The sequence below is a fragment of the Cardiobacterium sp. Marseille-Q4385 genome, from assembly GCF_916618745.1.
In the GTDB taxonomy this organism is placed as follows: Bacteria; Pseudomonadota; Gammaproteobacteria; order Cardiobacteriales; family Cardiobacteriaceae; genus Cardiobacterium.
In genome coordinates, this window is the sequence record NZ_OU745373.1 from 265,729 (window position 1) to 289,766 (window position 24,038).

Here is a 24,038-nt window from a genome sequence, read left to right on the forward strand (position 1 = left end):
ACCCACTCCCCGCTCATAGCGGGGATTTCCACATACCGCCATGAACCACCCTATCCGCGCCGACAAACGCCTCGGCCAGCACTTCCTGCGTGACGAAAGCGTTATCCACCGTCTTCTTGCCACTATCCGCCCACAGCCAGGCGAAGCCCTGCTCGAAATCGGCCCCGGCCTCGGCGCCCTTACCCTGCCACTATTGCACGAAACCGGGCAGCTCACTGCCATCGAATACGATACCCGCCTCATCGCTCCGCTTACCGCCCGCGCAGCACCACTGGGCGAGTTGCATCTCATCCATGCCGACATCCTCGACGTGGATCTTGGCACCATTCCGCCGCAACCCAAACGTTGGCGTCTTGTCGGCAACCTGCCTTACAACCTCAGCTCACCCATCCTCTTCCACTGCCTCGCCGCGCGCGCACACATCTCCGATATGCACTTCATGCTGCAAAAAGAAGTTGTGGAGCGCATCACCGCTGCGCCAGGCGGTAAAGACTACGGCCGCCTCAGCCTGATGGTACAACTGTGGTGCGACACCGCTGCTCTCTTCACCATCCCGCCCGCCGCCTTTGCACCGCCGCCGAAAGTCGATAGTGCTATCGTCCGCCTCGTGCTGCGTACCACCCCCGCCTGGATAATCGACGATGAAGCAACCTTCGCCGCAACCGTTAGCCGTGCCTTCAACCAGCGCCGCAAAATGCTACGCCATACCTTCGCCGCATGGTTCAGCCCGGATGAACTTGCAGCGCTCGATATAGACCCAACCGCGCGTCCTGAAACCCTCGATGGCGCTGCCTACGCCCGCCTTGCCAACGCCCATTACCACAAGGAACAACATCCATGAGCGAAACCGTCATCATCACCGGCCACAGCTATGGCCTTGGCGCCGCCCTCGCCGCCGCCTGGCTGCAATGCGACGCGTGCGTTCTCGGCATCGCGCGCAGCACCAACCCTGCGCTTGCAGCCACCTACCCGCATACCCTACAAGAGATCCAGTGCGACCTCGCCAACCCCATCGCTGCACTCGCGCTCATCCACAGCACCCCCTTCCGTCGCTTCTGCGCAGAGGCCGAACGCCTATGGCTCTTCAACAACGCCGGAACCGTCGCCCCCTCTGCCCCGCTTGGCACGCAGGACGACGAACAGATCGCGCTTGCCGTCAACCTCAATATCACCGCACCGTTCCTGCTCAGCAACGCCGTGGTCGCAGAAGCACGCCGCCCAGATAACGTCAACATCGTCCACATCGGCAGCGGCGCTGGTCGCAAAGCCTACCCTGGCTGGAGCATCTACGGTGCAAGCAAAGCTGCACTTGATCGCCATGCCGCCAGTGCCGCGAACGAAGAACGCGGCGTGCGCATTGTCAGCCTCGCCCCCGGTACCGTCGATACCGCCATGCAAGAAGGGATGCGCCGCGACCCGCATTTCCCATTGCGCGAACACTTCGCCAAAATTCACGCTGATGGCGGACTGCAAAACGCCAATGACACTGCACTAAAAATCCTCGCCTACTGCCTGAGCGAGCAATTCGGACGCGAGGCAATAGTAGACATCCGCAGCATCGAACTGCCACTTTGACTACGTCACATTGACGGCGCTATAACAGAACCGCCATATCTTGAAAATATGGCTGCCCTAAGCAGGTGTTGTGCTGAAATAAAAAAGTGCGTATTATGCGCGCCCTTACAACGGAGAGATGGCAGAGTGGTTTAATGCACCGGTCTTGAAAACCGGCGAGGGTTCGCGCCCTCCCAGGGTTCGAATCCCTGTCTCTCCGCCATCTACTCAAAAGCGCCATGTTTCATGGCGTCTTTTTCGTCCGTATTTGTTCAAGGTTTCTAGAGTCTGTTGACATTATCGCCTTGCAAATCAACAGACCCTAAAGCGGGCGGTACCGGTTTGAACCTGACCGAAGCGGATTATGTTTTTATCGTTGTTCCGTGGTGGAATCCGGCGGTCGAGAATCAGGCGATTGATCGCAATCACCGTATCGGGCAAAACAAATATGTTCTAGCCTACCGCATGATTTTGTCGTGACCGTATCGAGGAAAAAATCCTCGCCTTGTAGAAAAGAAAGCACACCATCGCTGAAAGTATTATCAGCGTGGATGATGAAAAGAAATCTTTTGATCTGGATGAAGTAAAAGGCCTGTTTACATAAGCAAGCGATTACATAGTGGCATAGATAAAAAAGCAGTCTGATTTTCGTCAGACTGCTTTTTATTTTTACGGCCCCAGCGGGGTCATATGAATGTCGTAACCGCTAGGCTTCGTAACGCACGGTGACAATTTCCAGCATCTTGCGCCCGCCGGGGATGGTAACTTCCACGGTCTCGCCTTCTTCTTTGCCGAGCAGGGCACGAGCTATCGGCGATGTGTTTGAGAGCAGGCCGCTCTTGATGTCTGCTTCGTCTTCACCAACGATTTTATAGGTCATTTCTTCGCCGCTGTCGGCGTCTTCGAGTTCGACGGTGGTGCCGAAGACGACTTTGCCGTTCTGCGGCAGGGTGGTCACGTCAATAACGTTCGCGTGGCTCAGTTTGTGTTCAAGTTCGCGGATGCGCCCTTCGATGAAACCCTGCTGTTCGCGGGCAGCGTGGTATTCGGCGTTTTCTTTCAAATCACCGTGTTCACGCGCTTCGGCAATCGCTTCGATGACGCGCGGGCGGTCTTCGCTTTTCAGTTTTTCAAGTTCGGCGCGCAATGCCTGCTCGCCTTTTTTGGTCATGGGGATCTTGGCTACCATGTCTTCCTCTGTTAATCGTAAATGCCGGATGTTCTGACGCCTCACCGCAGCGGGTGCATGCGGCGAGATACAAAAGAAACGGCGGGGATGGATATAAGAAAAAGCCTTGCGGCTGCAAGGCTTTCTATGGGACGTATTTTACTGGATTACGTTCTTTTCTGCCTGCTGTTTTTTCTCACTCGAATAATGCCTCGTCGTTGCCGCGCTTGCCTTCTTTCGGACGGTGAAAGAGCTGGTTTTTGATGCGCTTGCGCTCGCTGCTGTTGCGCATCCGGATTTTCCACGCCTGCATGACTTTCTGTCGCAGGTTTTCTTGCGAGGCGGCCAATTCGCTGACAATGCCGATGCCGGACTGGATACTCGCCTGGCGCAGGTCGTTGCACAGTTCGTTCAGGATAGGATTGTCTTCGACGATGGCGTTGATGTCGCTGGCCATCACGGGTTCTTTACCATCAAAAAGACGGGCAGCGTTGAGATAGGCCAGCATTTCGTACATGACATCGGCGCTTGCAAAGAAGCTATCCTGCAACGCGTCAGCGCGTGCTTTCTGTTCCAGGTACTGACGATAGAGCTTGTCGTATTCCGCTTGGGTGTAGACGGCTTCCCTGTATTCTTCCGCCGTAGCAGCGGCTTGCACTACCACGGCGGGATTGATTTCCTGCTGGAGCAGTTGCCAGGCGGGAACAAACGGGTTGTCGATTTCCTTGTCTTGCATGGGGTTCTCTGATGATGCGGTCATGATGACGCGCATTATAGGTCGCCCGGCGGTGGTTGCACCGCTTTGTCTTCTTGCTGCCGTTGCAGTTTTTCTTCCCAGAAGGTTGCCCCCTTGATACCGAGCGCCTGCGGGTCGAAGGTATAGACGGGCAGGTTCGCTTTCTGCTGCCGCTCGTAGTCGCGCAAGGCGACAATGGTCGGGCGGCCAACAGTAAGGAAGATAATGAGCATGCCGATGATGTTCAGCCAGGTGGTCATGCCCACGCCGATTTCGCCGATATTCCAGATATAGCCCGCACTGTTGATGGAGCCATAGCCCACCGCCAACATGGCGCTGATTTTTACCACCAGGGTGGCGTTGTGGCGCAGCCCCAGTTTTTGCGCGAGGTAGATGATATTGGTCTCGGCGATGTAGTAATAGGCGAGGATGGAGGTGAAGGCAAAGAAGAAAATGGCGATGGCAACCAGTACCGGCCCGATCTTGCCAAAGACACTTTCCATGCCGATTTGCGTGAAAGCCGGCGAGTTCGGATCGGCATGAATGACTGCGCCTGCCGCATCTTGCAGATAGGAAGCGATATATTGCGTGCCGGCGCCAGCAAAGGTTTGATCGGCGACAACGTTGTATTGTTTGGTCATGAGGATGACCAGTGCGGTCGCGGAGCAGACCAGGAGCGTGGTGATATAGACGGAAAACGCCTGAATCAGCCCCTGCTGCACGGGATGTTCAACATCGGCAGCGGCGGCGGGATGCGCGCCAGTGCCTTGTCCGGCTTCGTTGGAATAAATACCACGCTTCACGCCCCAGCCGATGGCGGCACCAAAGCCCGCCTGCGGGCTGAATGCATCGCCGATGATCAGGGCGATAAGCTCCGGTACATGGGTGATATTGATAGCGACGATAATCAGGGCAAGGCCAATATAGGCAATGGCCATAAACGGTACCACCACTTCCGCGAAGTTAGCGATACGCTTGATGCCGCCGAAGATGATGAAGCCGAGCAAAAGCAGGGTGAATGCGGTGGCCGTCAGGCGATAGATGCCGATTTCACCGGCGATGCCACTATTGACGACAGTGCCTTCACCGATGACCTGCACCACGGCGTTGGCCATACCGTTGGCCTGCGGGCCGAGCAGGAAAATACCGCAAGAAATGACGGCGGAGATGGCGAACACGATGCCGTACCACTTCCAGCCGAGGCAGCGCTCGAAATAATAAGCGGGACCGCCAAGATGCTGCCCGGTTTCCGGATCACGCGACTTATAAATCTGCGCCAGGGTGGATTCCACATAAGCGGTGGCCGCGCCGAAAAAAGCGCCAAGCCACATCCAAAACACGGCGCCCGGCCCACCGAAACCGATAGCGGCGGCAACACCGGCGATGTTACCGATACCGACACGGCCGGAGAGCGACACCGTCATCGCCTGAAACGAAGAAATGCCATGCTCGGACTGCCCGCCGGATTTCAGCAGCAAGCGGCACATCTCACCGAGATGCCGCACCTGCACGAAGCGGGTCATGATGGAATAAAACAACCCAACAGCTAGAATCAGCCAGATAAAAGCGGGGTTCCAGATGATACCGTTCAGCCAGGAAACGGCAGATTCAAGGGAGGAAGCGTGCATACCGAGTACCTCTTGGATGATGGCCGCGACGTGCGGCAAGGCAATCTAGCACAGAATGCTCAAATATCCACAAAAAAGCCTGGGTTACCGCTGCCTGAGGTCGTATTGACAGGCCACAAGCCCGCCTTATACTGCCCCGCCTTACCTCATTGAAACAAGGCAGAAAAACGTGAAAACCGTGGCCATCGGCATCATCGGATACGGCACCGTCGGACAAGGCGTGGTCGAAGTCCTCGCCCGCAACGCCCGCGAAATCGAGCGGCGCAGCGGCTACCAGTTACAAGTCAAACGCGTCGCGAAACGCAGCTGGCAAGGCATCGACACCAGCGCCCTGCCCTTTGCCTGCGACACCGACCCCTTTGCCATCGCTAGCGATCCGGATATCGGCATCGTTATCGAGCTGGCTGGCGGCGAACATCCCGCCTTTGAAATCATCAAAACCGCCCTCGAACACGACAAACACGTCATCACCGCCAACAAAGCCCTCATCGCCCGCCACGGCGATGCCCTCTTCGCCCTGGCCCGCAAAAAAGGGTTGGAACTTACCTTTGAAGCAGCGGTTGCAGGTGGTATCCCGGTCATCAAAATCCTGCGCGAAGGCATGAGCGGTAACGAAGTCAAACGCGTCGCCGGCATCATCAACGGCACCAGCAACTACATCTTGAGTGAAATGGCGCAAAAAGGGCGCGACTTCGCTGACGTGCTCAAAGAAGCGCAGGCACTGGGTTACGCCGAAGCCGACCCGTCCTTTGATATCAACGGCACCGACGCTGCGCATAAAATCACCATCCTCGCCTCGCTGGCCTTTGGCATCCCGCTGCAATTCGACAGCGTCCACATCGAAGGCATCGACGCCCTCACCCCGGACGACATCCAGGACGCCGCCGAACTTGGCTACAGCATCAAACACCTCGGCCTTGCCGTGCGCCGCGATAACGGCGTGGAAATCCGCGTTCACCCGACCCTCGTACCGCAAGACGCGCTAATAGCGAGCGTGAACGGCGTGATGAACGCCGTGCAAATCCAGGGCAACGCCATCGGCAACAGCCTTTACTACGGCCCCGGCGCGGGCAAACTGCCAACCGCCTCGGCCGTTGTCGCCGACCTTATCGATGTCGTGCGCGAACTCAACCTCAAAGGCGAAGACCGCCTCGCCGAATTCGGCTACAGCCAGGTGCTGGATCGCAACACCCTGCCCGTGCTGCCGCCCGAAGATTTCAACAGCGCCTACTACCTGCGCCTGACCGTTGCCGACCGTGCCGGCGTTCTCGCCGACATCACCCGTATCCTCGCGGACAACGGCATCTCCATCAACTCCGTCAGCCAGAAAAACCGCCACAAACACAACGGTCATATCCCGCTGGTGCTACTCACCGAAAAAGTCCGCGAAGCCGAGATGAACGCCGCCTGCGCACAACTCGCCGCCCTGCCCGCCGTATCGGGTGCCGTCAAACGCATCCGTGTCGAAAACTTCGAATAACACAAAGCCTTCCTTCCCCCGCTTGCGGGGGAAAATGCCGTAGGGCGATGGGGCTTATCGCTCTCGCCTGCCATCACCTACGCCTAACGACCGCATTCGCCTCGCGCTGAAAAGACCACAGCACACACCCCATGATCACCCCCCGCCCCCTGCGCATCGACACCGCCGCGCTGCCCGCCGACTGGCACCCGCTCGTGAAAAACATCTACGCCGGCCGCCTCAACCATCACGACGAAATCGAAAAACGCCTGCAACACCTGCTGCCGCCGGACAACCTCACCGGCCTCGACGCCGCGCTTGACCGCCTCAACCACGCTATCCGCGACCGCGAGCCCATCCTCGTCTATGGCGACTACGACGTGGACGGCGCGACGGCGACCGCGCTCACCGTGCGCGTCCTGCGCCAACTCGGCGCGGATGTTGCCTGGTTCATCCCCAACCGCAGCGTGCACGGCTACGGCTTCAGCCTCGCCGGACTCGCCGACCTGCCTGATGCAACGCGCCTTATCCTTACCGTGGACAACGGCATCCAGAGCCACGATGCCATCACCGCTGCCCGTGCGCACGGCATCGACGTCGTCGTCACCGACCACCACCTGCCCGGTGAAACCCTGCCGCCTGCGAACGCCATCGTTAACCCAAACCGGCGCGACTGCCCCTTTGCCGGCAAACACCTCGCCGGCGTCGGCGTCGCCTTCTACCTGCTGCTCGCCCTGCGCAGCCGCCTGCTTGCGGAGAACCGCTGGCCGGATACCCTGCGCCTCTCTGACTACCTTGACCTCGTCGCCCTCGGTACCGTAGCCGACCTCGTCCCGCTCGACTACAACAACCGCATCCTCGTCAACCACGGCCTCGCCCGTATCCGCAGTGGTCACGCCAATACCGGCATCAACGCCCTGATGGCGGTCGCCAACCTCGACCCCGCCCGCCTCACCGCGCAAGACATCGCCTTTTCCCTCGCCCCGCGCCTGAACGCACTCGGCCGCCTTGGCGACATGGCCGATGGCGTCGCCCTGCTCCTCGCTGAAGAGCGCCAGACCGCACTCGACTACGCGCAACAATGCGACGACCTGAACCGCGACCGCAAAGCGCTGGAAAACGAAGCCGTACAAGAAGCCGCGCGACAAGTCTCGCCGGCGCTGCCGCTTGCCGCTGCCTACGATCCCGCCTGGCACGAAGGCATCATCGGCATCCTTGCCGCCCGCCTGAAAAGCCGTTTCGCCCGCCCGGCACTGGTCGCCACCGACAGCGGCGAAACCGGCTGGATCAAAGCCTCGCTGCGCTCCGTCAGTGCCGTGCCGCTGGTGCCGCTCCTGGACAGTGCCGCGCGCGACCTGCCACCTGCCGCCCTGCGCTACGGCGGCCATGCCGCTGCCGCCGGACTCTCCGTGCAGCGCGAACACTATCCGGCGCTGATTGCCGCCATCAACCGCGCCTTTGCCGAACACTACGGCGCGACCGTCCCACCCGAACCCGTCTATATCGACGGCGAACTGCCCGCGACCCTGCTCAACCTCGACTGGGCACGCTACCTCGAACGCCTCGAACCCTGGGGCGCGGCATTGCCCGTACCCGTTTTCGCCAACCCCTTTGAAGTGCTGGACTGCCGCCTGCTCGGCAGCGCACACACCCGCCTCGTCCTGCGTGAACTGGACAGCGGCAACATCTATAACGCCTCATGGTTCTTCCACACCGCTGATTACAAAAGCGGCACCCGCCTGCGCATCGTTTACCAACTGCAAGTGAACCGCTTCTACCGCGACGAACGCCTTGACCTGCTCGTGCAATACGCCGAAGCGCTATAACCACTTCCCCATGAAAAAAGCCCCTTTCCGCAAGAAAGGGGCTTCGCTTTCAAGCAGCGCATCAACGCGGTCGCATCACCTGATACACATGCGATAAATCATAGACCTTATAGCGTCCCGGCTCGCCCCGGCCCTCGCCAGCGTAGCTCAAAATCAGCCCCTGCCGCCGCTCATAATCCGTCCAGCCGATAAACACACCGCTGTGCTCGATGTCGTTATACGAATGGTTGACGTAATACAGCCAGTCGCCCGGCTCCAACAGCTCCGCCGGCGCATACGGCCCACCGCGCAGGGTGCCGGAAAATAGCGTCTGTCGCCGCTTGGTGGGAATACCGGCGCGGTTGAAACCCGCATGCAGATAATCCCAGCAGCCGCCGCGCACGATCTCGCGGTTTTGCACCATCTGCCGCAGGGTAAAAAGCACATTGCGCGCCGGCGGCTCGGCAGACTTCTCGGCAAACTCAATAAACGCCTGTTGCGCCGAAGCCTCAGCGGTAAACGGCGGGCGGATAGGCTGCGGCGCACTGCACCCGCTGGCAAGCAGGCTGAAAATACCCACATAACATACAATGTTCAGCATCAAAGACTCCCTGAAAAGAACCGCATGCCAGCATACCAAAGCCAGTTAGCCGAAAAAACCGCGCGCCTTGCCGCCCTGCTTGCCCCTTTCGCCGCCCCACCACCTGCGGTCCATCCCTCGCCGCCAACGGGCTACCGGATGCGCGCGGAATTTCGCGTCTGGCATGATGGGGATGACTGCTACTTTGCCATGACCAACAACGCCGGAGAGCGTATCCGCTGCGACAATTTCCCGCCTGCCTGCGATGCCATCAACCGCCTGATGACGCCGCTTATGGCCGCCATCCGCGAGCGTCCCGTCCTGCGCTACCGTCTCTTTCAGGCCGAATTTCACGCCGCGCAAACGGGCGAGGTGATGGTCAGCCTCGTCTATCACCGCCCGCTGGATGACGCCTGGCAGGCAGAAGCACAAACACTCGCCGCCGCGCTCAGCGTCAGCCTTATCGGCCGCGCCCGCAAACAGAAAATTATCCTCGGCCGCGACTTCGTGCAGGAAACCTTCCATGTCGGTGGGCAGGATTTCCACTACCGCCAATACGAAAACAGCTTCAGCCAGCCAAACGCCGCCGTCTGTGCGCAAATGCTCGCCTGGGCCTGCCAGCAGGCGGGCAATCCGGCCGCCGACCTGCTCGAACTTTACTGCGGCAACGGCAACTTCACCCTGCCGCTCGCGAAGCGTTACCGCCGCGTGCTTGCTACCGAAGTAAGCAAGAGCGGCATCCGCGCCCTGCGCGAAAACCTCCTTCTGAACGAATGCAGCAACATTGCCGTCGCCCGCCTTTCGGCAGCAGAATTGAGCGAGGCGATGCACGGTGAACGCCCCTTCCGCCGCTTGCAGCAGGACGGCATTGCGCTTGCCGCCTACGACTTCGACACCGTCTTTGTTGACCCGCCGCGCGCAGGCGTTGATGACGCAACCCTCGCCCTGCTCGCCCGCTTTCCGCGCATCCTCTACATCTCCTGCAACCCGGAAACCCTCGCCGCCAATCTCGCCGTGCTGGACGCTACACACCGCATCAGCGCCTGCGCCCTCTTTGACCAATTCCCCTTCACCCCACACATCGAAAGCGGCGTACTGCTGGTGCGACGTTGAGCGGGGCAGACATGTATCTTTGGTAGTCGCCCTGCCCTCTTCCATAAACCGCACGGCTATCCTGCCTGGTAGATTCTGTGTTTGCGCCGCTAACCGCAGCCAAAGATGACCATAAAAAAACGGCGGAATAACCGCCGTTTTTTGCCGAGACCATTTCATTTCCAGTCATCGTCATCATCTTCATCGCGGCGGCGGCGGATAGAAAACAGCTTTTTCAGACCAACCAGCAAAGCCACACCGGCAATGGCGAATATCTTGGCAAATTTCAGGATAAAGGCACCGATAATGGCAAAGAGGCCGAATTTCTTCGCGGCCAAACCGCCAGCAATCAGCGCCGTCAGCCCATATTCGGCGACCTTGTCGGTAGTCGGATTGAAATCGCTGTAACGATTGCCGTCCTTGAATGTAATAGCAGCCAATAAATCATTAGTACTGGTTTTTGCCGCCTCCAATTTATCCGCACCATGGACGAGCGTGGTGGTAATCATCCCTTTGCGCCCCAAGGCAACAATGCTGTAATTAATCATCGGCTCATTATCCGCAGCAGAATGTACCTTAATTGCCCAAATCAGGCGGTGATTGGCTCTGTCATAGTTTGGCTCCTGAGCCCAGCCATCCACATAAAGCTCGGCGACACCGCGGTCACGGCGGCTTTTATTCTCTTCCTTTTCCACTTTCTTCATGATGGACATCAGCTTGTCGGCCTTCAAATCCTGGGCATCGTCATCCTTAATATGACCGCTATCAACATAGCCCAAATCCGCCATCCAGCCTTCCATACTGATAATAATGCCGTAACGCCCCGGTTCCGCGCCGCCACCGCGCGCTTCCATAATTTTGTTGGCTGTCTCCTTATCGATAAACAGCAGCCTAGCTGGCAATTGCAGCGTCGCCTCGCTACCCAGATCAATCGTTTTGGGACCAGCCTGGGCTTTTTGCATAATCATCGCTTCCAAGTCGGCATCACTTTTCTGCGCCCAGAGCGGCACGGCAACGGCAAAAAAGGCGGCTATCATCATCAACCATTTCTTCATAAAAAATTCCTTTATCAAGCTTTGAACATAAACCCCGCAAACGGGGAAAAAACTATAACCGATTCTTCATGATTAGGTTATCCCAATTGCACATCCGCCGATAAGCAAACGGCTGACAGGCCAAGCGGATCAGCCACGCCATCGTTACAATACCTGCATGAACGACACTTTTATCCTCCTTGACGACGCCCGCGCCAACCGCGCCCGTCTCTACCAGAACCACCGCGCCCGCATCCTGCTGCCTGCCGCCCGCCTTGACGAACTGGACGATCTGCTCGCCGACGGCTGGGCACACGGCCTGCACGCCACCCTGCGCATCCCCTACGAATTCGGCCACGCCCTGCTCGGTTTGGACGCCCCTGCCGCGCCGCTGGTATTGGATTGGTACGCCGCACTGCATCCTTTGCACGGCGAGGCCATTGACGCCTGGCTGGCCGCACAGGACGACGGCGCCCCCGCCGGGCTTGCCGACCTGCACGCCGACAGCGACGCCGTCACCTACGCCGCAACCATCGCTGCCATCCACGAAGAACTGCGCGCGGGCAACAGCTACCAAATCAACCACACCATCCGCCTGCGCGGCAGCGCCTACGGCCAGCCCGCCGCCCTCTACCGCCGCCTGCGCGCCCGCCAGCCTGCACCCTACGCCGCCTACGCCTACCATCCCGACGACGGCCATACCCTCTGCCTCTCACCCGAACTCTACCTCGCCCGCGACGGCGGCCTGCTGCACACCCTGCCGATGAAGGGCACCGCACCCGCAACAGGCGACGATGCCACGGACACAGCGGCAGCCGCCGCCCTCGCTGCCGACCCCAAAAACCGCGCCGAAAACCTGATGATCGTTGACCTGCTGCGTAACGACCTGAGCCGCCTCGCCGTCCCCTACGGCGTCAGCGTCAAATGCCCCTTCCACGTCGAACGGCACGGCCGCATCCTGCAAATGACCAGCCGCGTCAACGCCCGCCTGCGCAAAGGCACCGGCACCGCCGCCATCCTGCGCGCCACCTTCCCCTGCGGCTCCATCACCGGCGCGCCGAAACACAACACCATGTGCCTCATCCACCGCTTCGAAAGCAGCCCGCGCGACATCTACACCGGCGCCCTCGGCTACGTCGAACGCGACCGCCTGCGCCTGAACGTCGCCATCCGCACCCTCACCCTGCATGACGGTACGGCCACCTTCGGCGTTGGCGGCGGCATCACCATCCAGAGCGACGCCGCCGACGAATACCGCGAATGCCAAACCAAGGCCGCCTTCCTGCACGCCCCGCCCGACTTCACCCTCTTTGAAACTCTGCGCATCGAAGGCAAACAGGCGCTGTTTTTTGCCGAACACCTCGCACGCCTTGCCGCCAGTGCCGCCACCTTCGCTATCCCCTGCGACACCGCCGCCATCCAAGCCACCGTTATCCACCACCTCGCGAACGGACGCGGTCTGCGCCGCTTGAAAATCACCCTGCATCCTGATGGCCGCCACCACATCGAAACGCATCCGCTGGACGAACCACCTGCTACCGTCGCCTGCTGCCTCTATCCCGAAACGCTGCCCGTGCGCGACCTGCTGCGCCGCCATAAAACCAGCCACCGCGTCGTGAACGACCGTGCCCTTGCCTACGCCACCACGCACAATGCCTTCGATGCCATCCTCAGCAACACACGCGGCGAACTGCTCGAAGGCACCCGCAGCAGCCTCATCCTGCGTCTCGACGGCGCCTGGTACACCCCGCCGCTTGCCGCCGACATCCTGCCTGGCATCCAACGCGCCCGCCTCCTGGCCGACCCGCAACCGCTTGGCGGCGGAACGCTCCGCGAACGCGTCCTCACCACCGCTGACCTCGCCCGCGCTGAGGCCATCATCCTCTGCAACAGCCTGCGCGGCATCATGCGGGTGAACCGCGTTATCCAGGTATAAAACCATGGCCGATCTTTTCTTCCTCACCGCTTTTTACAGCGGCGGCCGTCTCGTCGCCCGCTCTACTCCACGCCGTGCCTGCCTCATCATCCCGCTACTGAACCTGCTCCTCACCGCTCTGTTGCTGGCACAGCACCACCACACCGGGCGAGCGCTTCTCGACTTTGACAGCGGCGACTACGGCTTACTGCTGACGCTGAACATATGCAGCTGGCCCTTCCCTGTCTGGCATCTGCGCCATCCCGAAGAACGCAAACTCAGTCTGCGCGAAACCACGTTACTGCTCATCGCCCTCCTGCTGGGCAGTGGTGGACTGATAGCGGGCTTTATCTGGCAATGGGGGTAACACGAACGACCGGGCACCCAAGCGGGATAAATACCGGGGTTTCTTGATTTTGGAGATGTTGCAGCAACGTCTCTGCATTTCTCGCTCTGCCATATAGTTAAATAGATAAAAAAGCGTAACAAGGCGCGCCGCCGCAGACAGTACAGGTAGTACGGCAAGGCGGCGCAACGCCGTTACGATTTCTTAGATGTTTAACTATAGCGCGAGCGAGCGGTGCATAGCTGCTTAATAATCCCCTTGTACTGCCACTGCACAACCGGATTTTTCTGGCAGGGCGGGCTTGGTATGATTCCGCCGTTTTTTTCTTGTGGGGGTTTTCTCGTGTCTTTTCGTTTTTGGCAGGCAAACGGCCTGCCGCATCCGTATGTCATGCTTTTTTTGGCGCCGCTTTTTTGGGCGACGAGTAATGTCACCGGCAAGCTCGGCAAGACGTGGCTGACGCCGTATGAGTTCACTTTCTGGCGCTGGGTGCTGGCAGCGGCGTTGTTGTCGTGGCTGTTCCGTGCGCGGATTCGGCATGATTTGCCCGTGCTCAGGCAGCGGGCGGGGTGGTTGCTGGTCGTCGGCGGCAGCGGTTTCGCGCTTTTTAATATTGTGTTGTACAGCGCGTTTGCGCGCGGCGCGTCGGTAGTCAATGTGTCGATTATCACCGCCCTGATTCCGGTGATGGTGCTGCTGGTCGAGGTCTTTTGTCTGCGCGGACGGGCGCATCCGCTGCAATGGCTGGGAGTGGCGCTGTCGTTTGTCGGCGTGGTCTGGGTGGTAAGCAAGGGTAATCCGCGCGCGCTGCTGGATACGGGGCTGGCCCAAGGCGATGCGCTGGCGCTGGTCACGTCGGCGATTTATGCTGGTTATTCGCTGGCACTGCGTCGCGCCCCGGCGGTGCATTGGGCAAGTTTGCTCTGGGCGATGTGCGTCGCAGCGGTGGTAGTGTCCGCGCCGTTTTTCTTTTGGGAAGGGCTTACGCACGGTTTTCATCTGCCCGTGTGGCAGGCGTGGCTGCTGCTCGTCTATGTGGCGGTGTTTATCGCGATTTTGTCGAAGTTGTTTTATATGGAGAGCGTGATTGCCATCGGCGCGGGACGGGCAGCACTCACCATGAATTTGCTGCCGGTGTTTGGCGCGCTGGTCGGGGTGACGGTGTTTGCCGATGAGCGCCTGGGCGGTTATGTGCTGGTCGCGCTTGTGCTGGTCGCAGCGGGCATTTTCGCTTCGGAGTGGGGCGCGGCGCGTTTGCGCGGGTTATTGCCTGAAAGCTAGAATGCGCGCCTTTCTGTTTCTTTTATTCTGTTTTTTATTGGAGGATTTTTATGGCCGGTCATAGTAAATGGGCGAATATCAAGCACAAGAAGGCAAAGGAAGATGCCAAACGCGGCAAGGTATTCACCCGTCTGATTCGCGAGTTGACGATTGCCGCGCGTCATGGCGGTTCGGATCCCGGCAGTAATCCGCGTCTGCGTCTCGCGATCACCAAGGCGCAGGCCGAGAATATGTCGAAAGACACGATGGATCGCGCCATCAAGCGCGGCGCGGGCGAACTCGGCGGCGCGCAGATGGAGGAGATTCGTTATGAGGGTTACGGCCCGGGCGGCGTCGCGGTGATGGTTGACTGTTTGACGGATAACAAGAACCGCACGGTCGGCGAGGTGCGTCATGCTTTCACCAAGGCAGGCGGCAATCTCGGCACCTCCGGCTCGGTCGCTTTCCAGTTCACCGAGCGCGGTGTGCTCTTTTTCGAGAAGGTCGAGAATGAGGACGCTTTCATGGAAGTGGCACTGGATGCGGGCGCAGATGATTTGGAAGTCGATGAGAACGGCGCCGAGGTGCTGACGTCGCCGGATAATTATGCGGCGGTGTATGACGCGCTGGTCGCTGCCGGTTATACCCCGGATGAGAGCGAGGTGACGATGCGCGCCGATAATCTTTCGCCCGTCTCCGCCGAGGACGCCGACAAGGTGATGCGCATGATCGAGCGGCTGGAAGAACTGGACGATGTGCAAAGCGTCTATACCAACGCCGATTTTCCTGAAGATTTTGCCGGCTAGATGGCTGTTACCCGTCGCATTCTCGGCACTGACCCCGGCTCGCGCGTCACCGGTTACGGCATTATTGATGTCACGGGGCAGGAGGTGCGCTATGTCGATAGTGGCTGTATCCGCCTCGCGGATGAAGCGATGCCGCTGCGCCTGATGATGATTCATCAGGGTATCAGCGAGCTGATCCGCATGTACCGCCCGCAGGAGTTTGCGATTGAGGCGATTTTTGTGCACAAGAATCCGAACTCAGCGCTGAAACTGGGGCAGGCACGCGGCGTTGCCATTTGCGCAGCGGTGCTGGCGCAGTTGCCCGTCGCCGAGTATGCGGCAAAAAGCATCAAGCAGGCGGTGGTCGGCAAGGGCGGTGCGGAAAAGGCGCAGGTGCAGCATATGGTGAAGATGCTGCTGAACCGCAGCGGCGTGATTCAAAGCGATGCCGCCGACGCCCTCGCCGTCGCCCTCACCCACGCGCATCATCTGCAAACGCAACGGCGGCAACAGCAGGCGGGTCTGCTCGCTGCCTGGGAATAGGCATGGAAAAGGCTTTTTATGACAAGGCGGACCGTCTCTTGGCCGCTATCACCGCCGACCCGCGCTGGGATATGCAGGATGAGCTGCTTTTTCAGGTGGCGGGTTTTACGTTTTATGGCTACTGTTTCGGCTTTGGCCGGCTGGTATGCCTGATGGATGCGGATGCCATTGATGCCTATGTGACGAATAAATTCGTCGCTCTGGGGGCGGGGGCGACGTATGTGCAAGGTATGGTTGCCCGTGCACGGCAGGATTTTGTCACCACCGCTGATGTTGCCCCCGTTGACCCGGATGACGTGCTCAGTCAGCTGATCGGCGTCGGCCATGCCCACTTTGCCGCTGATGATGTTGCCGCGCTGGTTGAATCCATCTTCAACAACTACGACCTATTGAGAAACGCATGAAAAAGCTCTTTCCCACGAACAGCCTGATTTCCGTGATTAAAGTATCCGACTATGCCGCCGCGCTGGCTTGGTATGGCGCCTGGCTGGGCGAGCCGGATGAAGTGCCAATGGAGGGCATGGCGGAATGGCGCATTGCAGACAATGCCTGGCTGCAACTGGATGCCAGCGAAGGCGCTGCCCATCCCGCTGCCGTCGTTATCGGCGTGAATGATGTTGCTGCCTGTCGTGCGGCCTTGCTGACGGCGGGAATTGCCGCTGGCGACATTGTCGATTGGGAGGTCGTTCTGTGCTGCGACCTGCACGACCCGGACGGCAACAGAATTTCCTTGGCACAAGTCATCGGATAACACCATGATCGCTTACCTGCGCGGCACGGTTCTGCTCAAACAGGCCGGACAAATCATCATCGAAACCGGCGGCGTCGGCTATGAAGTCTCCGTGCCGCTTGCGGTCCTGGAACGCGTCCACGAAGGGCAGGAAGCGGCGCTGTTCGTGCATCATGCCGTGCGCGATGACGGCCACTACCTCTATGGCTTCCTCACCCTGCAACAGCGCGGTTGGTTCCGCGAAATGATCCGCGTCAGCGGCGTCGGTCCGAAAATCGCCCTGCTCATCCTCTCCGGCTTTGACGTTGATATGCTGACGCAAATCGTGCGCAACCAGGACAGCGCGGCACTGATAAAACTGCCCGGCGTCGGTAAAAAAACCGCCGAACGCCTGCTCATCGAACTGAACGACCGCGTCGCCCGCCTGCCAGTCGGCGTGGCCAGCAGCCAGGGCATCATCCGCCCCGCGTCCGCCAAGCTGGACGCCGAAGAAGCCCTCGTCGCCCTCGGCTACAAACCTAGTGAGGCGGCGCAACTCATCGAACGCGTCGGCGGTGATGACGACGCCGATACCGACACCCTCATCCGCCGCGCCCTGCAACTCAAATTCACCGGCAAACCATGAAAGCCATGATCGAATCCGACCGCCTTATCCACGGCGCTAGCCAGGGTAACGACGAACAGGCCGTCGAACGCGCCGTCCGCCCCAAACGCCTCGCCGAATACATCGGACAAAGCGCGCTGAAAGCCCAAATGACCATCTTCATCGAAGCGGCACTCGCGCGCGGCGAGGCACTGGATCACGTCCTGCTCTTTGGCCCGCCCGGCCTCGGCAAAACCACAATGGCAAACATCATAGCCGCCGAACTGGGGGTAAACCTGCGCCAGACATCCGGTCCCATCCTCGACAAAGGCGGTGACCTTGCGGCGATGCTGACCAACCTCGAAAGCCACGACGTCCTCTTTATCGACGAAATCCACCGCCTCTCCCCCGCCGTTGAAGAAGTCCTCTACTCGGCGATGGAAGACTACCGCATCGACATCATGATCGGCGAAGGTCCGGCGGCGCGCTCCATCATCCTGCCGATCAAACCCTTCACCCTCGTCGGCGCGACCACCCGCAGCGGCCTGCTCAGTGCACCGCTGCGCGACCGCTTCGGCATCACCCAGCACCTGCAGTTTTACAGCGAAAGCGAGCTGACCGAAGTCGTGCTGCGCGCCGGCCACCTGCTCGGCGTGAAAATGGAAGACGAAGGCGCGGTGGAAATCGGCAAACGCGCGCGCGGCACCCCGCGCATCGCCAACCGCCTCCTGCGCCGTGTGCGCGACTACGCCGACGTGCGCGGCAGCGGCGTCATCACCCGCACCATTGCCGACGAAGCCCTGTCGCTGCTCGCCATCGACGGCCTCGGTTTCGACAATCTCGACCGCCGCCTGCTCACCATCATCATCGACCACTTCGCGGGCGGACCGGTCGGCCTCGATACCCTCGCCGCCAGCATCGGCGAAGAACGTGGCACTCTCGAAGACGTCGTCGAACCCTACCTCATCCAGCAGGGCTACCTGCAACGCACCCCGCGCGGCCGCGTCGCTACCGCCCGCGCCTACGCCCACCTCGGCAGAGAAATGCCCAAACCGTAACGCACACCCTGCAAAGTCCTTACGTTACACTACCGCAATCCCTCGCTCATCCAACCAAAAAGGAGACCACCTTGGAGCCCACCGCACAAACCGGCTTATCCGTCACCCATCTAATCAGCAACGCCAGCATGCCGGTCAAAGTCATCATGGCCATCCTCTTCCTGATGTTCCTTAGTACCCTCTACCTGACCGGCAAAAAATACGTCCAATTCATCCGCCTGCGCCGTAAAAACCGCGAATTTGACCAAACCTTCTGGTCCGGCAGCGACCTCGAAATCCTCTACACCAACTACGAAAAACGCCACCCCGAAAGCATCGAGCGCATCTTCATCGACGGCTTCCGCGAATTCACCCAATTCAACGGCAACAACCTCGAAGATCCCGACGTCATCGTCCACAACTGCCGCCGCGCCATGACCGCCGCGCATAACCGCGAAACTGCCCAACAAGAACGCGGCCTGAACGTCCTCGCCACCATCGGCTCCGCTGCGCCCTACATCGGCCTGCTCGGCACCGTGTACGGCATCATGAACTCCTTCATCGCCATCGGCGGCGAAAAAACCGCCAGCATCTCAAGCGTCGCGCCGGGTATCGCCGAAGCCCTGATTGCCACCGCCATCGGCCTGCTCGCGGCTATCCCGTCTGTGCTCTCCTACAACTACTTCGTCGCCCGCTCCGAAACCCTCGTCGTCGAATACGACGCCTTCATCGAAGAATTCTCCAACCTCCTGCAGCGACAAATCCTCCTCGCCCGCGACTACCAGCGCAGACAACAGAGAAAACCCGCATGAGCCGCAACCGCCGCCACAAACTCAAAGCCGAAATGAACGTCGTCCCCTACATCGACGTCATGCTCGTGCTCCTCGTCATCTTTATGATCGCCGCCCCGCTCATCCACCAGCAAAGCATCGAAATCGACCTGCCCGACACCAGCTCGGACACCCTCGAAATGCCTGCTGACGCCGGAAACGATACCCTGCCGCTCATCCTCAGCGTGGACGCCAGCGGCAGCTACTACCTGAACCGGGGTAACGACAAACAGCCGCTGCTGCCGGAAGACGTAACCGCGCTAACCGCCCAGGCCCTCGCCGAGCATCCGGATCTGCCCGTTCTCGTCCAGGGTGACACCAACGCTAACTACAACCGCGTCATCGACGGCATCGTCCTCCTGCAACAAGGCGGCGCCAAAAAAGTCGGCCTCGTCACCGAGCAGCCCCCAGAAAACGGCGCAGGGAGAGCGCAGTGAGAGAAAGCCGCCAACCACAAAACATCCTCCGGCAAGAAAAACTGGGCGGCATCGCGGGCATAATCCTCGGCGTCCTCGGCCTCATCCTCATCTTCCTGCTTGGCCGCGAGCACCCCGTCGAAATCACCGTCGGCGGCGAGCCGCCCGGTCCGCAAAACGACGCCCCGCCTATTGCCACCCAAATCGTGGACGCGCGTACCCTGCAAAACACCCTCGACAACATCACCGCCAGACAAGAAGCGGAAGAACGCGCCCGCCTCGAAGCCGAACGACAAGCCGAAGAAGCCAGACGGCGGGAAGAAGAAGCCGCGCGCCGCGCCGAAGAAGAACAACAGCGCAAAGCAGAAGAAGCCGAACGCCGCGCCGAAGCCGCGCGCCAGGCTGCCGCTGCACAAGCCGCACGCGAACAAGCAGCAAGAGAAGCCGCCCGCGAAGCCGCTGAAAAAGCCGCGCAGGCAGCGCGCGAAAAAGCCGCACAAGACGCCGCTGCCAAACAAACCGCCAAAGAACGTTCCGCTCAGGAAGTCAAAGCCGCTAAAGAACAGGCAGACAAAGAAGCGCGCGAAGCCGCCGCTGCCAAGACCAAAGCAGACAAAGAAGCAAGAGCTGCCGCTGAAAAAGCCGCTGCCGAAAAACGCGCTGCCGAACAAGCTGAGAAAAAAGCTGCCGCCGAAAAAGCCGCTGCCGAAAAAGCAGTGAAAGCCAAAGAAGCTGCTGAAAAACGTGCCGCTGAAAAAGCTGAAAAAGCCAAGGCTGAAAAAGAAGCGGCCGCCAAAGCCGCCAAAGAAAAAGCAGCTGCTGACAAAGCCGCAAAAGCCAAAGCCGAAAAAGAAGCAGCTGCCAAAGAAGCCAAAGAAAAAGTAGCTGCCGAAAAAGCCGCAAAAGCCAAAGCCGAAAAAGAAGCAGCAGCCAAAGCCGCGAAAGAAAAAGCGGCTGCTGAAAAAGCTGCGCAGGCCAAAGCCGAAAAAGAAGCAGCGGCCAAAGCCGCGAAAGAAAAAGCGGCTGCTGATAAAGCCGCAAAGGCCAAAGCCGAAAAAGAAGCGGCCGCTAAAGAAGCAAAAGAAAAAGCCGCCGCCGAAAAAGCTGCTAAAGCCAGGGAAGCCGCTGCTGCTGAAAAAGCGGCAAAAGCTAAGGCCGAAAAAGAAGCCGCTGCTAAAGCTGCGAAAGAAAAAGCCGCTGCCGAAAAAGCAGCAGCAGAGAAAGCCGCCAAAGAAGCGGCAGCGGCGAAAGCCAGGGCGGAAAAAGAAGCTGCCGCTAAAGCCGCAAAAGAAAAAGCGGCGGCTGAAAAAGCAGCAGCCGAGAAAGCCGCTAAAGAAGCAGCGGCAGCGAAAGCCAAAGCGGAAAAAGAAGCAGCCGCCAAAGCTGCGAAAGAAAAAGCGGCTGCCGAAAAAGCAGCAGCAGAAAAAGCCGCCAAAGAAGCCGCTGCAAAAAAAGCCAAAGAAGAAGCCGCCGCCAAAGCCAAAGCAGAAGCTGACAAAAAAGCAGCAATGGCGAGCCTTGCCGCAGAACTCGCCGGTGACGCCGAAAAAGCCGCCGGTAAAGAAAGCGCCGAAGCCAAAGCTGCCCTCGGCGATTTCGGCACCAATATCCTTGGCGCCAGAATGAAAAAATTCTGGCGTCTACCGCCAAACATACCGGGCAACCTCAAAGTCAAACTCTTCGTGAAGCTCGATAAAAAAGGCAACGTCACCAAAGCTGCCATCAAACAAAGCAGCGGCAACAAACTCTTCGACGACGCCGCCTTGCGCGCCGTACACGACGCCTCACCGCTGCCACTGCCGAAACATCCCGGCGCCGTTGAAGCCCTCGTGACCGACGGCATCATCGCCAACTTTGACCCCTAACCGCACATTCACTGCCGCGACCGCCACAAGCGGCTACAATGCGCGCCCCTCGCAACGATAACCCCAACACAAGGTGAACCTTATGAAACACAGCAACAAATGGAAACTGCTTGGCCTCAGCCTGCTCCTCCCGTGGTTCAGCGCACAGGCCCAAGTCGAAGTCAACGTTTCCGGCGCCCAAGTCGCCGCCCGCCCCATCGCCATCCTGCCCATACAGGGTGATCCGGGCGTCAAAATGGACTACCTCATCGCCAGCGACCTGCACAAAACCGGCCTCTTCCAGCCGCTTGACCCCAGCAGCTTCCCCGCCGCTGGCGCTGACAACTATCCCGCCTGGAAACAGGCCGGTGCGGATTACGTCGTCTCCGGCAACATGCAAGGCGGCAGCAGCGGCCAATTCAGCCTCGGCGACATCAACTCTGGTAACGTTCTCGCCAGCGACAACCTCAGCGACGCCGATGCGCGCCAACTCGCGCACCAAGTCTCCGACTGGATCCTCTACCGCCTCACCGGCAAACGCGGCGTCTTCGGGACCCAGCTCGCCTACATTCTCGAACAGGGCGGTAAAAATGGTCGCAAATACAGCCTCGTCGTCTCCGACGTGGATGGCGCCAACCGCCGCGAACTCTACACCTCCTCCGAGCCCATCCTTTCCCCGTCCTGGGCACCGAACGGTCGCGCCATCGCCTTTGTTACCTATGCCAACCACTACGCGCAAATCGTTATCCAGGAACTCGGCGGTGGCCGCCGCGTCGTTGCCCAGGGCAATGGCATCAGCAGCGCCCCAGCCTTCTCGCCGGACGGCAACTACCTCGCCTTTGTGCAGTCGGACAACAACAACCCCGACATCTACCTGCTCAACCTCGCCAGCGGCGGCAAAACCCGCCTGACCGACCACAGCGCCATTGACACCGAGCCTGCCTTCTCGCCGGACGGCAACTACATCTACTTCACCTCCGACCGCTCCGGCAGCCCGCAAATCTACCGCATGAGTCGCAACGGCGGATCTGCCGAACGCGTCGTTTCCGGCAACGGTTACAGTGCCAACAGCCACCTCTCGCCGGACGGCAGCTCGCTCGTCCTCACCCGCCAAAGCGGCGGCGGCTACCAAATCGGCACCTACGATCTCGCCAGCAAACGCTTTGACGCCCTCACCAATGGCCGTCTTGACGAAGGCGCGAGCTTTGCCCCGAATGGCCAACTCATCATCTACGCCACCAAAGAAGGCGGCAGATCCGTCCTCAAAGTCATCAACAGCAAAGGCGGCGTGGCGCAAACCCTGTCCGACCCGAACGGCCGCCTGCGTGACCCGGCCTGGAGCCCGGATACCCGCCCCTAATCCCCTCTACTAAAAACAACAACAGGAAGACCCGACAATGAAACGCAAACACTACCTTGGCACTCTCCTCTTCACCCTGCTCGCTGCCGCCTGCTCCAGCCCCTACGGCCTCGAAGGCGAAGAAGGCGCGAACGGCGCGGGTGCAGACGGCATGGGCGGCGGATACGGCTACGGCGACGGCGCTACCTACGGCAGCAATACCAGCTACGGACGCGGCAATGCCGGCACTGCCGACTACTACAACGACCCGCAATACGGACGCAACGTCACCGGCGGGCCACAATCGGCAGACAAAGACCGTATCATCTACTTCGCCTACGACAGCAGCACCATCGACAGCCGCTCCGAAGCCGTCATCCGCGAACACGCCGCTTACCTGCGCGCCAACCCGCAGGCTAACGTCGTTCTCGAAGGCCACACCGACGAACGCGGCACCCGCGAATACAACATCAGCCTCGGCGAGCGACGCGGCTACTCGGTCAAAGAACACTTCGCCGCCCAGGGCGTCGCGCCGCAACAAATGCGCGTCCTCAGCTACGGCGAAGAACGTCCCGCCGCCTACGGCTCAAGCGAAGAAGACTACGCGAAGAACCGCCGCGTCGTCATCATGTACTGAGAAACCACAGGAGAGCACCCATGAAAAAACACACCGGCATTGCCCTCATCGCCCTGGCCCTTATCCTTGGCGGCTGCGCCACCGTTGACCCGGCGGAACTCGCCGCTACCCGCCGCCAGGTGGACGAACTCAACAACCGCATCAAACAAATGGAAAGCGACCAAGCCTCCATGAAAGTGCGCATCGACGAAGTCGGCAAAAGCCCCCGCCTGCCGAGCGGCGTTTCCGCCGTACCGACCGCGCGCCGTGGCGAAGCAGCCCCGCAAGGCGGCCAGCAAAGCGGCGGCGGTTACGAAACCGGCCTTGCCCAATACCGCGCCGGCGACCTGAATGGCGCCATCGGCACCTTTGAACAATTCCTGAACAGCGGCAGCGCCAGCGCTAACGAAGCCGCACTCGCCCAGTACTGGCTGGGCGACGCCTACTACATGCAGCGCAATTTCGACATGGCCAGCCGCTACCTCGGTGCCTACCTCAAAGCCCAGCCAAACGGCGAACGCTCACAAGCGGCGCTGAACAAACTGGTGGAAAGTCTGCGCGCCCTCGGCCGCACGGCTGACGCTGACACCCTGGCCAGCCAGGGCGTCAGTGCCTTGCAATAAAGCGCACAACATCAAGCAAAAGCCGAAGCCCCGCTTCGGCTTTTTTTATGCCGACGGCGCCAAGCGGCGTCATTACTGGACTCACCAAGCGGCGTAAATACTGGGCCCGCCAAGA

At 59.9% G+C, this 24,038-nt stretch carries 25 protein-coding genes, 1 tRNA gene and 1 pseudogene; 22 read left to right on the top strand and 5 right to left on the bottom strand.

Going from position 1 to position 24,038, the window contains the following annotated elements; all coding sequences use genetic code 11:
- Nucleotides 1–40 precede the first annotated feature (40 nt).
- The 4 genes and pseudogenes from rsmA to LG374_RS01295 form a co-directional block, all read left to right on the top strand.
- The gene (gene rsmA, locus LG374_RS01280) at nucleotides 41–841 is read left to right on the top strand and encodes a 16S rRNA (adenine(1518)-N(6)/adenine(1519)-N(6))-dimethyltransferase RsmA (RefSeq protein ID WP_225756009.1); all 801 of its coding nucleotides are present in this window, start codon (nucleotides 41–43) and stop codon (nucleotides 839–841) included.
- Entirely contained in the window at nucleotides 838–1,575 is a 738-nt protein-coding gene (locus tag LG374_RS01285) for an SDR family NAD(P)-dependent oxidoreductase (protein ID WP_225756010.1), read from the top strand. Before rsmA ends, LG374_RS01285 begins: the two co-directional genes overlap by 4 nt.
- 112 nt (nucleotides 1,576–1,687) lie before the next feature.
- Nucleotides 1,688–1,777: transfer RNA gene (locus LG374_RS01290), tRNA-Ser, on the top strand.
- 101 nt (nucleotides 1,778–1,878) lie between these two features.
- Nucleotides 1,879–2,062 (top strand): annotated as a pseudogene (locus LG374_RS01295) (helicase-related protein); the annotation flags it as partial.
- 198 nt (nucleotides 2,063–2,260) lie between these two features.
- Here LG374_RS01295 and greA read toward each other — a convergent pair.
- The 3 genes from greA to LG374_RS01310 form a co-directional block, all read right to left on the bottom strand.
- Nucleotides 2,261–2,743, bottom strand: a complete 483-nt coding sequence (greA, locus tag LG374_RS01300) for a transcription elongation factor GreA (RefSeq protein WP_225756012.1) — start codon at nucleotides 2,741–2,743, stop codon at nucleotides 2,261–2,263.
- Between the two features lie 175 nt (nucleotides 2,744–2,918).
- Nucleotides 2,919–3,458 (bottom strand): hypothetical protein, encoded by a 540-nt coding sequence (locus LG374_RS01305; protein WP_225756013.1) that lies wholly within the window; start codon nucleotides 3,456–3,458, stop codon nucleotides 2,919–2,921.
- Nucleotides 3,459–3,493: 35 nt separating this feature from the next.
- On the bottom strand, nucleotides 3,494–5,086 hold the full coding sequence (locus LG374_RS01310) for a sodium:alanine symporter family protein (RefSeq protein WP_225756014.1): 1,593 nt from the start codon (nucleotides 5,084–5,086) through the stop codon (nucleotides 3,494–3,496).
- Nucleotides 5,087–5,255: 169 nt separating this feature from the next.
- On the opposite strand from LG374_RS01310, the gene LG374_RS01315 reads away from it, so the two are divergent.
- Together LG374_RS01315 and recJ are read left to right on the top strand one after the other, a co-directional pair.
- Complete coding sequence (locus LG374_RS01315; RefSeq protein ID WP_225756015.1) at nucleotides 5,256–6,566, top strand: homoserine dehydrogenase; 1,311 nt, start codon at nucleotides 5,256–5,258, stop codon at nucleotides 6,564–6,566.
- A gap of 131 nt (nucleotides 6,567–6,697) precedes the next feature.
- On the top strand, nucleotides 6,698–8,371 hold the full coding sequence (recJ, locus tag LG374_RS01320) for a single-stranded-DNA-specific exonuclease RecJ (RefSeq protein ID WP_225756016.1): 1,674 nt from the start codon (nucleotides 6,698–6,700) through the stop codon (nucleotides 8,369–8,371).
- A gap of 61 nt (nucleotides 8,372–8,432) precedes the next feature.
- On the opposite strand, the gene LG374_RS01325 is transcribed toward recJ, so the two are convergent.
- Nucleotides 8,433–8,951, bottom strand: a complete 519-nt coding sequence (locus LG374_RS01325) for a hypothetical protein (RefSeq protein ID WP_225756017.1) — start codon at nucleotides 8,949–8,951, stop codon at nucleotides 8,433–8,435.
- 24 nt (nucleotides 8,952–8,975) lie between these two features.
- Between LG374_RS01325 and trmA the strand changes: the two genes are divergently transcribed.
- Nucleotides 8,976–10,043, top strand: a complete 1,068-nt coding sequence (trmA, locus tag LG374_RS01330; protein ID WP_225756018.1) for a tRNA (uridine(54)-C5)-methyltransferase TrmA — start codon at nucleotides 8,976–8,978, stop codon at nucleotides 10,041–10,043.
- 155 nt (nucleotides 10,044–10,198) lie between these two features.
- Here trmA and LG374_RS01335 read toward each other — a convergent pair whose 3' ends face one another.
- Entirely contained in the window at nucleotides 10,199–11,077 is an 879-nt protein-coding gene (locus LG374_RS01335; RefSeq protein ID WP_225756019.1) for a DUF2167 domain-containing protein, read from the bottom strand.
- A 157-nt stretch (nucleotides 11,078–11,234) separates the two neighbouring features.
- Here LG374_RS01335 and LG374_RS01340 point away from each other — a divergent pair, with 157 nt between their 5' ends.
- The 15 genes from LG374_RS01340 to LG374_RS01410 all read left to right on the top strand — a co-directional run bounded on the left by LG374_RS01340 (nucleotide 11,235) and on the right by LG374_RS01410 (nucleotide 23,923).
- The gene (locus tag LG374_RS01340) at nucleotides 11,235–12,992 is read left to right on the top strand and encodes a chorismate-binding protein (protein ID WP_225756020.1); all 1,758 of its coding nucleotides are present in this window, start codon (nucleotides 11,235–11,237) and stop codon (nucleotides 12,990–12,992) included.
- A gap of 4 nt (nucleotides 12,993–12,996) precedes the next feature.
- Nucleotides 12,997–13,338, top strand: coding sequence for a hypothetical protein (locus tag LG374_RS01345; protein ID WP_225756021.1), 342 nt, complete (start codon nucleotides 12,997–12,999; stop codon nucleotides 13,336–13,338).
- Between the two features lie 285 nt (nucleotides 13,339–13,623).
- Nucleotides 13,624–14,598: a DMT family transporter gene (locus LG374_RS01350; RefSeq protein WP_225756022.1), complete on the top strand. Its 975-nt coding sequence runs from the start codon at nucleotides 13,624–13,626 to the stop codon at nucleotides 14,596–14,598.
- A gap of 50 nt (nucleotides 14,599–14,648) precedes the next feature.
- A complete protein-coding gene (locus tag LG374_RS01355; RefSeq protein ID WP_225756023.1) occupies nucleotides 14,649–15,383 on the top strand; it encodes a YebC/PmpR family DNA-binding transcriptional regulator in 735 nt (244 codons plus the stop codon).
- Nucleotides 15,384–15,905 carry a crossover junction endodeoxyribonuclease RuvC gene (gene ruvC / locus LG374_RS01360; RefSeq protein WP_225756024.1) on the top strand — a complete coding sequence of 174 codons (522 nt, stop codon included), beginning with the start codon at nucleotides 15,384–15,386 and terminating at the stop codon, nucleotides 15,903–15,905. It begins immediately after the preceding gene.
- A gap of 2 nt (nucleotides 15,906–15,907) precedes the next feature.
- Nucleotides 15,908–16,309, top strand: coding sequence for a hypothetical protein (locus LG374_RS01365; RefSeq protein ID WP_225756025.1), 402 nt, complete (start codon nucleotides 15,908–15,910; stop codon nucleotides 16,307–16,309).
- A complete protein-coding gene (locus LG374_RS01370) occupies nucleotides 16,306–16,656 on the top strand; it encodes a VOC family protein (RefSeq protein WP_225756026.1) in 351 nt (116 codons plus the stop codon). The genes LG374_RS01365 and LG374_RS01370 overlap by 4 nt, the downstream gene beginning before the upstream one ends.
- Before the next feature lie 4 nt (nucleotides 16,657–16,660).
- A complete protein-coding gene (gene ruvA, locus LG374_RS01375; protein WP_225756027.1) occupies nucleotides 16,661–17,260 on the top strand; it encodes a Holliday junction branch migration protein RuvA in 600 nt (199 codons plus the stop codon).
- Between the two features lie 5 nt (nucleotides 17,261–17,265).
- Nucleotides 17,266–18,276: a Holliday junction branch migration DNA helicase RuvB gene (gene ruvB / locus LG374_RS01380; RefSeq protein WP_298049421.1), complete on the top strand. Its 1,011-nt coding sequence runs from the start codon at nucleotides 17,266–17,268 to the stop codon at nucleotides 18,274–18,276.
- Nucleotides 18,277–18,347: 71 nt separating this feature from the next.
- Nucleotides 18,348–19,067 (top strand): protein TolQ, encoded by a 720-nt coding sequence (gene tolQ / locus LG374_RS01385; RefSeq protein ID WP_115611428.1) that lies wholly within the window; start codon nucleotides 18,348–18,350, stop codon nucleotides 19,065–19,067.
- On the top strand, nucleotides 19,064–19,522 hold the full coding sequence (locus LG374_RS01390) for an ExbD/TolR family protein (RefSeq protein ID WP_225756029.1): 459 nt from the start codon (nucleotides 19,064–19,066) through the stop codon (nucleotides 19,520–19,522). Before tolQ ends, LG374_RS01390 begins: the two co-directional genes overlap by 4 nt.
- A complete protein-coding gene (gene tolA / locus LG374_RS01395) occupies nucleotides 19,519–21,366 on the top strand; it encodes a cell envelope integrity protein TolA (RefSeq protein WP_225756030.1) in 1,848 nt (615 codons plus the stop codon). Before LG374_RS01390 ends, tolA begins: the two co-directional genes overlap by 4 nt.
- Nucleotides 21,367–21,448: 82 nt before the next feature.
- Complete coding sequence (gene tolB / locus LG374_RS01400) at nucleotides 21,449–22,705, top strand: Tol-Pal system beta propeller repeat protein TolB (protein WP_225756031.1); 1,257 nt, start codon at nucleotides 21,449–21,451, stop codon at nucleotides 22,703–22,705.
- Nucleotides 22,706–22,742: 37 nt separating this feature from the next.
- Complete coding sequence (gene pal, locus LG374_RS01405) at nucleotides 22,743–23,321, top strand: peptidoglycan-associated lipoprotein Pal (protein ID WP_225756032.1); 579 nt, start codon at nucleotides 22,743–22,745, stop codon at nucleotides 23,319–23,321.
- Between the two features lie 20 nt (nucleotides 23,322–23,341).
- Nucleotides 23,342–23,923 carry a tetratricopeptide repeat protein gene (locus LG374_RS01410; RefSeq protein WP_225756033.1) on the top strand — a complete coding sequence of 194 codons (582 nt, stop codon included), beginning with the start codon at nucleotides 23,342–23,344 and terminating at the stop codon, nucleotides 23,921–23,923.
- Nucleotides 23,924–24,038 lie beyond the last annotated feature (115 nt).

Coding starts and splice junctions, on each gene's coding strand:
- rsmA (WP_225756009.1), top strand. CDS start 41: ATGAACCACCCTATCCGCGCCGACAAACGCCTCGGCCAGCACTTCCTG.
- LG374_RS01285 (WP_225756010.1), top strand. CDS start 838: ATGAGCGAAACCGTCATCATCACCGGCCACAGCTATGGCCTTGGCGCC.
- greA (WP_225756012.1), bottom strand. CDS start 2,743: ATGGTAGCCAAGATCCCCATGACCAAAAAAGGCGAGCAGGCATTGCGC.
- LG374_RS01305 (WP_225756013.1), bottom strand. CDS start 3,458: ATGCAAGACAAGGAAATCGACAACCCGTTTGTTCCCGCCTGGCAACTG.
- LG374_RS01310 (WP_225756014.1), bottom strand. CDS start 5,086: ATGCACGCTTCCTCCCTTGAATCTGCCGTTTCCTGGCTGAACGGTATC.
- recJ (WP_225756016.1), top strand. CDS start 6,698: ATGATCACCCCCCGCCCCCTGCGCATCGACACCGCCGCGCTGCCCGCC.
- LG374_RS01325 (WP_225756017.1), bottom strand. CDS start 8,951: ATGCTGAACATTGTATGTTATGTGGGTATTTTCAGCCTGCTTGCCAGC.
- trmA (WP_225756018.1), top strand. CDS start 8,976: ATGCCAGCATACCAAAGCCAGTTAGCCGAAAAAACCGCGCGCCTTGCC.
- LG374_RS01335 (WP_225756019.1), bottom strand. CDS start 11,077: ATGAAGAAATGGTTGATGATGATAGCCGCCTTTTTTGCCGTTGCCGTG.
- LG374_RS01340 (WP_225756020.1), top strand. CDS start 11,235: ATGAACGACACTTTTATCCTCCTTGACGACGCCCGCGCCAACCGCGCC.
- LG374_RS01345 (WP_225756021.1), top strand. CDS start 12,997: ATGGCCGATCTTTTCTTCCTCACCGCTTTTTACAGCGGCGGCCGTCTC.
- LG374_RS01350 (WP_225756022.1), top strand. CDS start 13,624: ATGATTCCGCCGTTTTTTTCTTGTGGGGGTTTTCTCGTGTCTTTTCGT.
- LG374_RS01355 (WP_225756023.1), top strand. CDS start 14,649: ATGGCCGGTCATAGTAAATGGGCGAATATCAAGCACAAGAAGGCAAAG.
- ruvC (WP_225756024.1), top strand. CDS start 15,384: ATGGCTGTTACCCGTCGCATTCTCGGCACTGACCCCGGCTCGCGCGTC.
- LG374_RS01365 (WP_225756025.1), top strand. CDS start 15,908: ATGGAAAAGGCTTTTTATGACAAGGCGGACCGTCTCTTGGCCGCTATC.
- LG374_RS01370 (WP_225756026.1), top strand. CDS start 16,306: ATGAAAAAGCTCTTTCCCACGAACAGCCTGATTTCCGTGATTAAAGTA.
- ruvA (WP_225756027.1), top strand. CDS start 16,661: ATGATCGCTTACCTGCGCGGCACGGTTCTGCTCAAACAGGCCGGACAA.
- ruvB (WP_298049421.1), top strand. CDS start 17,266: ATGATCGAATCCGACCGCCTTATCCACGGCGCTAGCCAGGGTAACGAC.
- LG374_RS01390 (WP_225756029.1), top strand. CDS start 19,064: ATGAGCCGCAACCGCCGCCACAAACTCAAAGCCGAAATGAACGTCGTC.
- tolB (WP_225756031.1), top strand. CDS start 21,449: ATGAAACACAGCAACAAATGGAAACTGCTTGGCCTCAGCCTGCTCCTC.
- pal (WP_225756032.1), top strand. CDS start 22,743: ATGAAACGCAAACACTACCTTGGCACTCTCCTCTTCACCCTGCTCGCT.
- LG374_RS01410 (WP_225756033.1), top strand. CDS start 23,342: ATGAAAAAACACACCGGCATTGCCCTCATCGCCCTGGCCCTTATCCTT.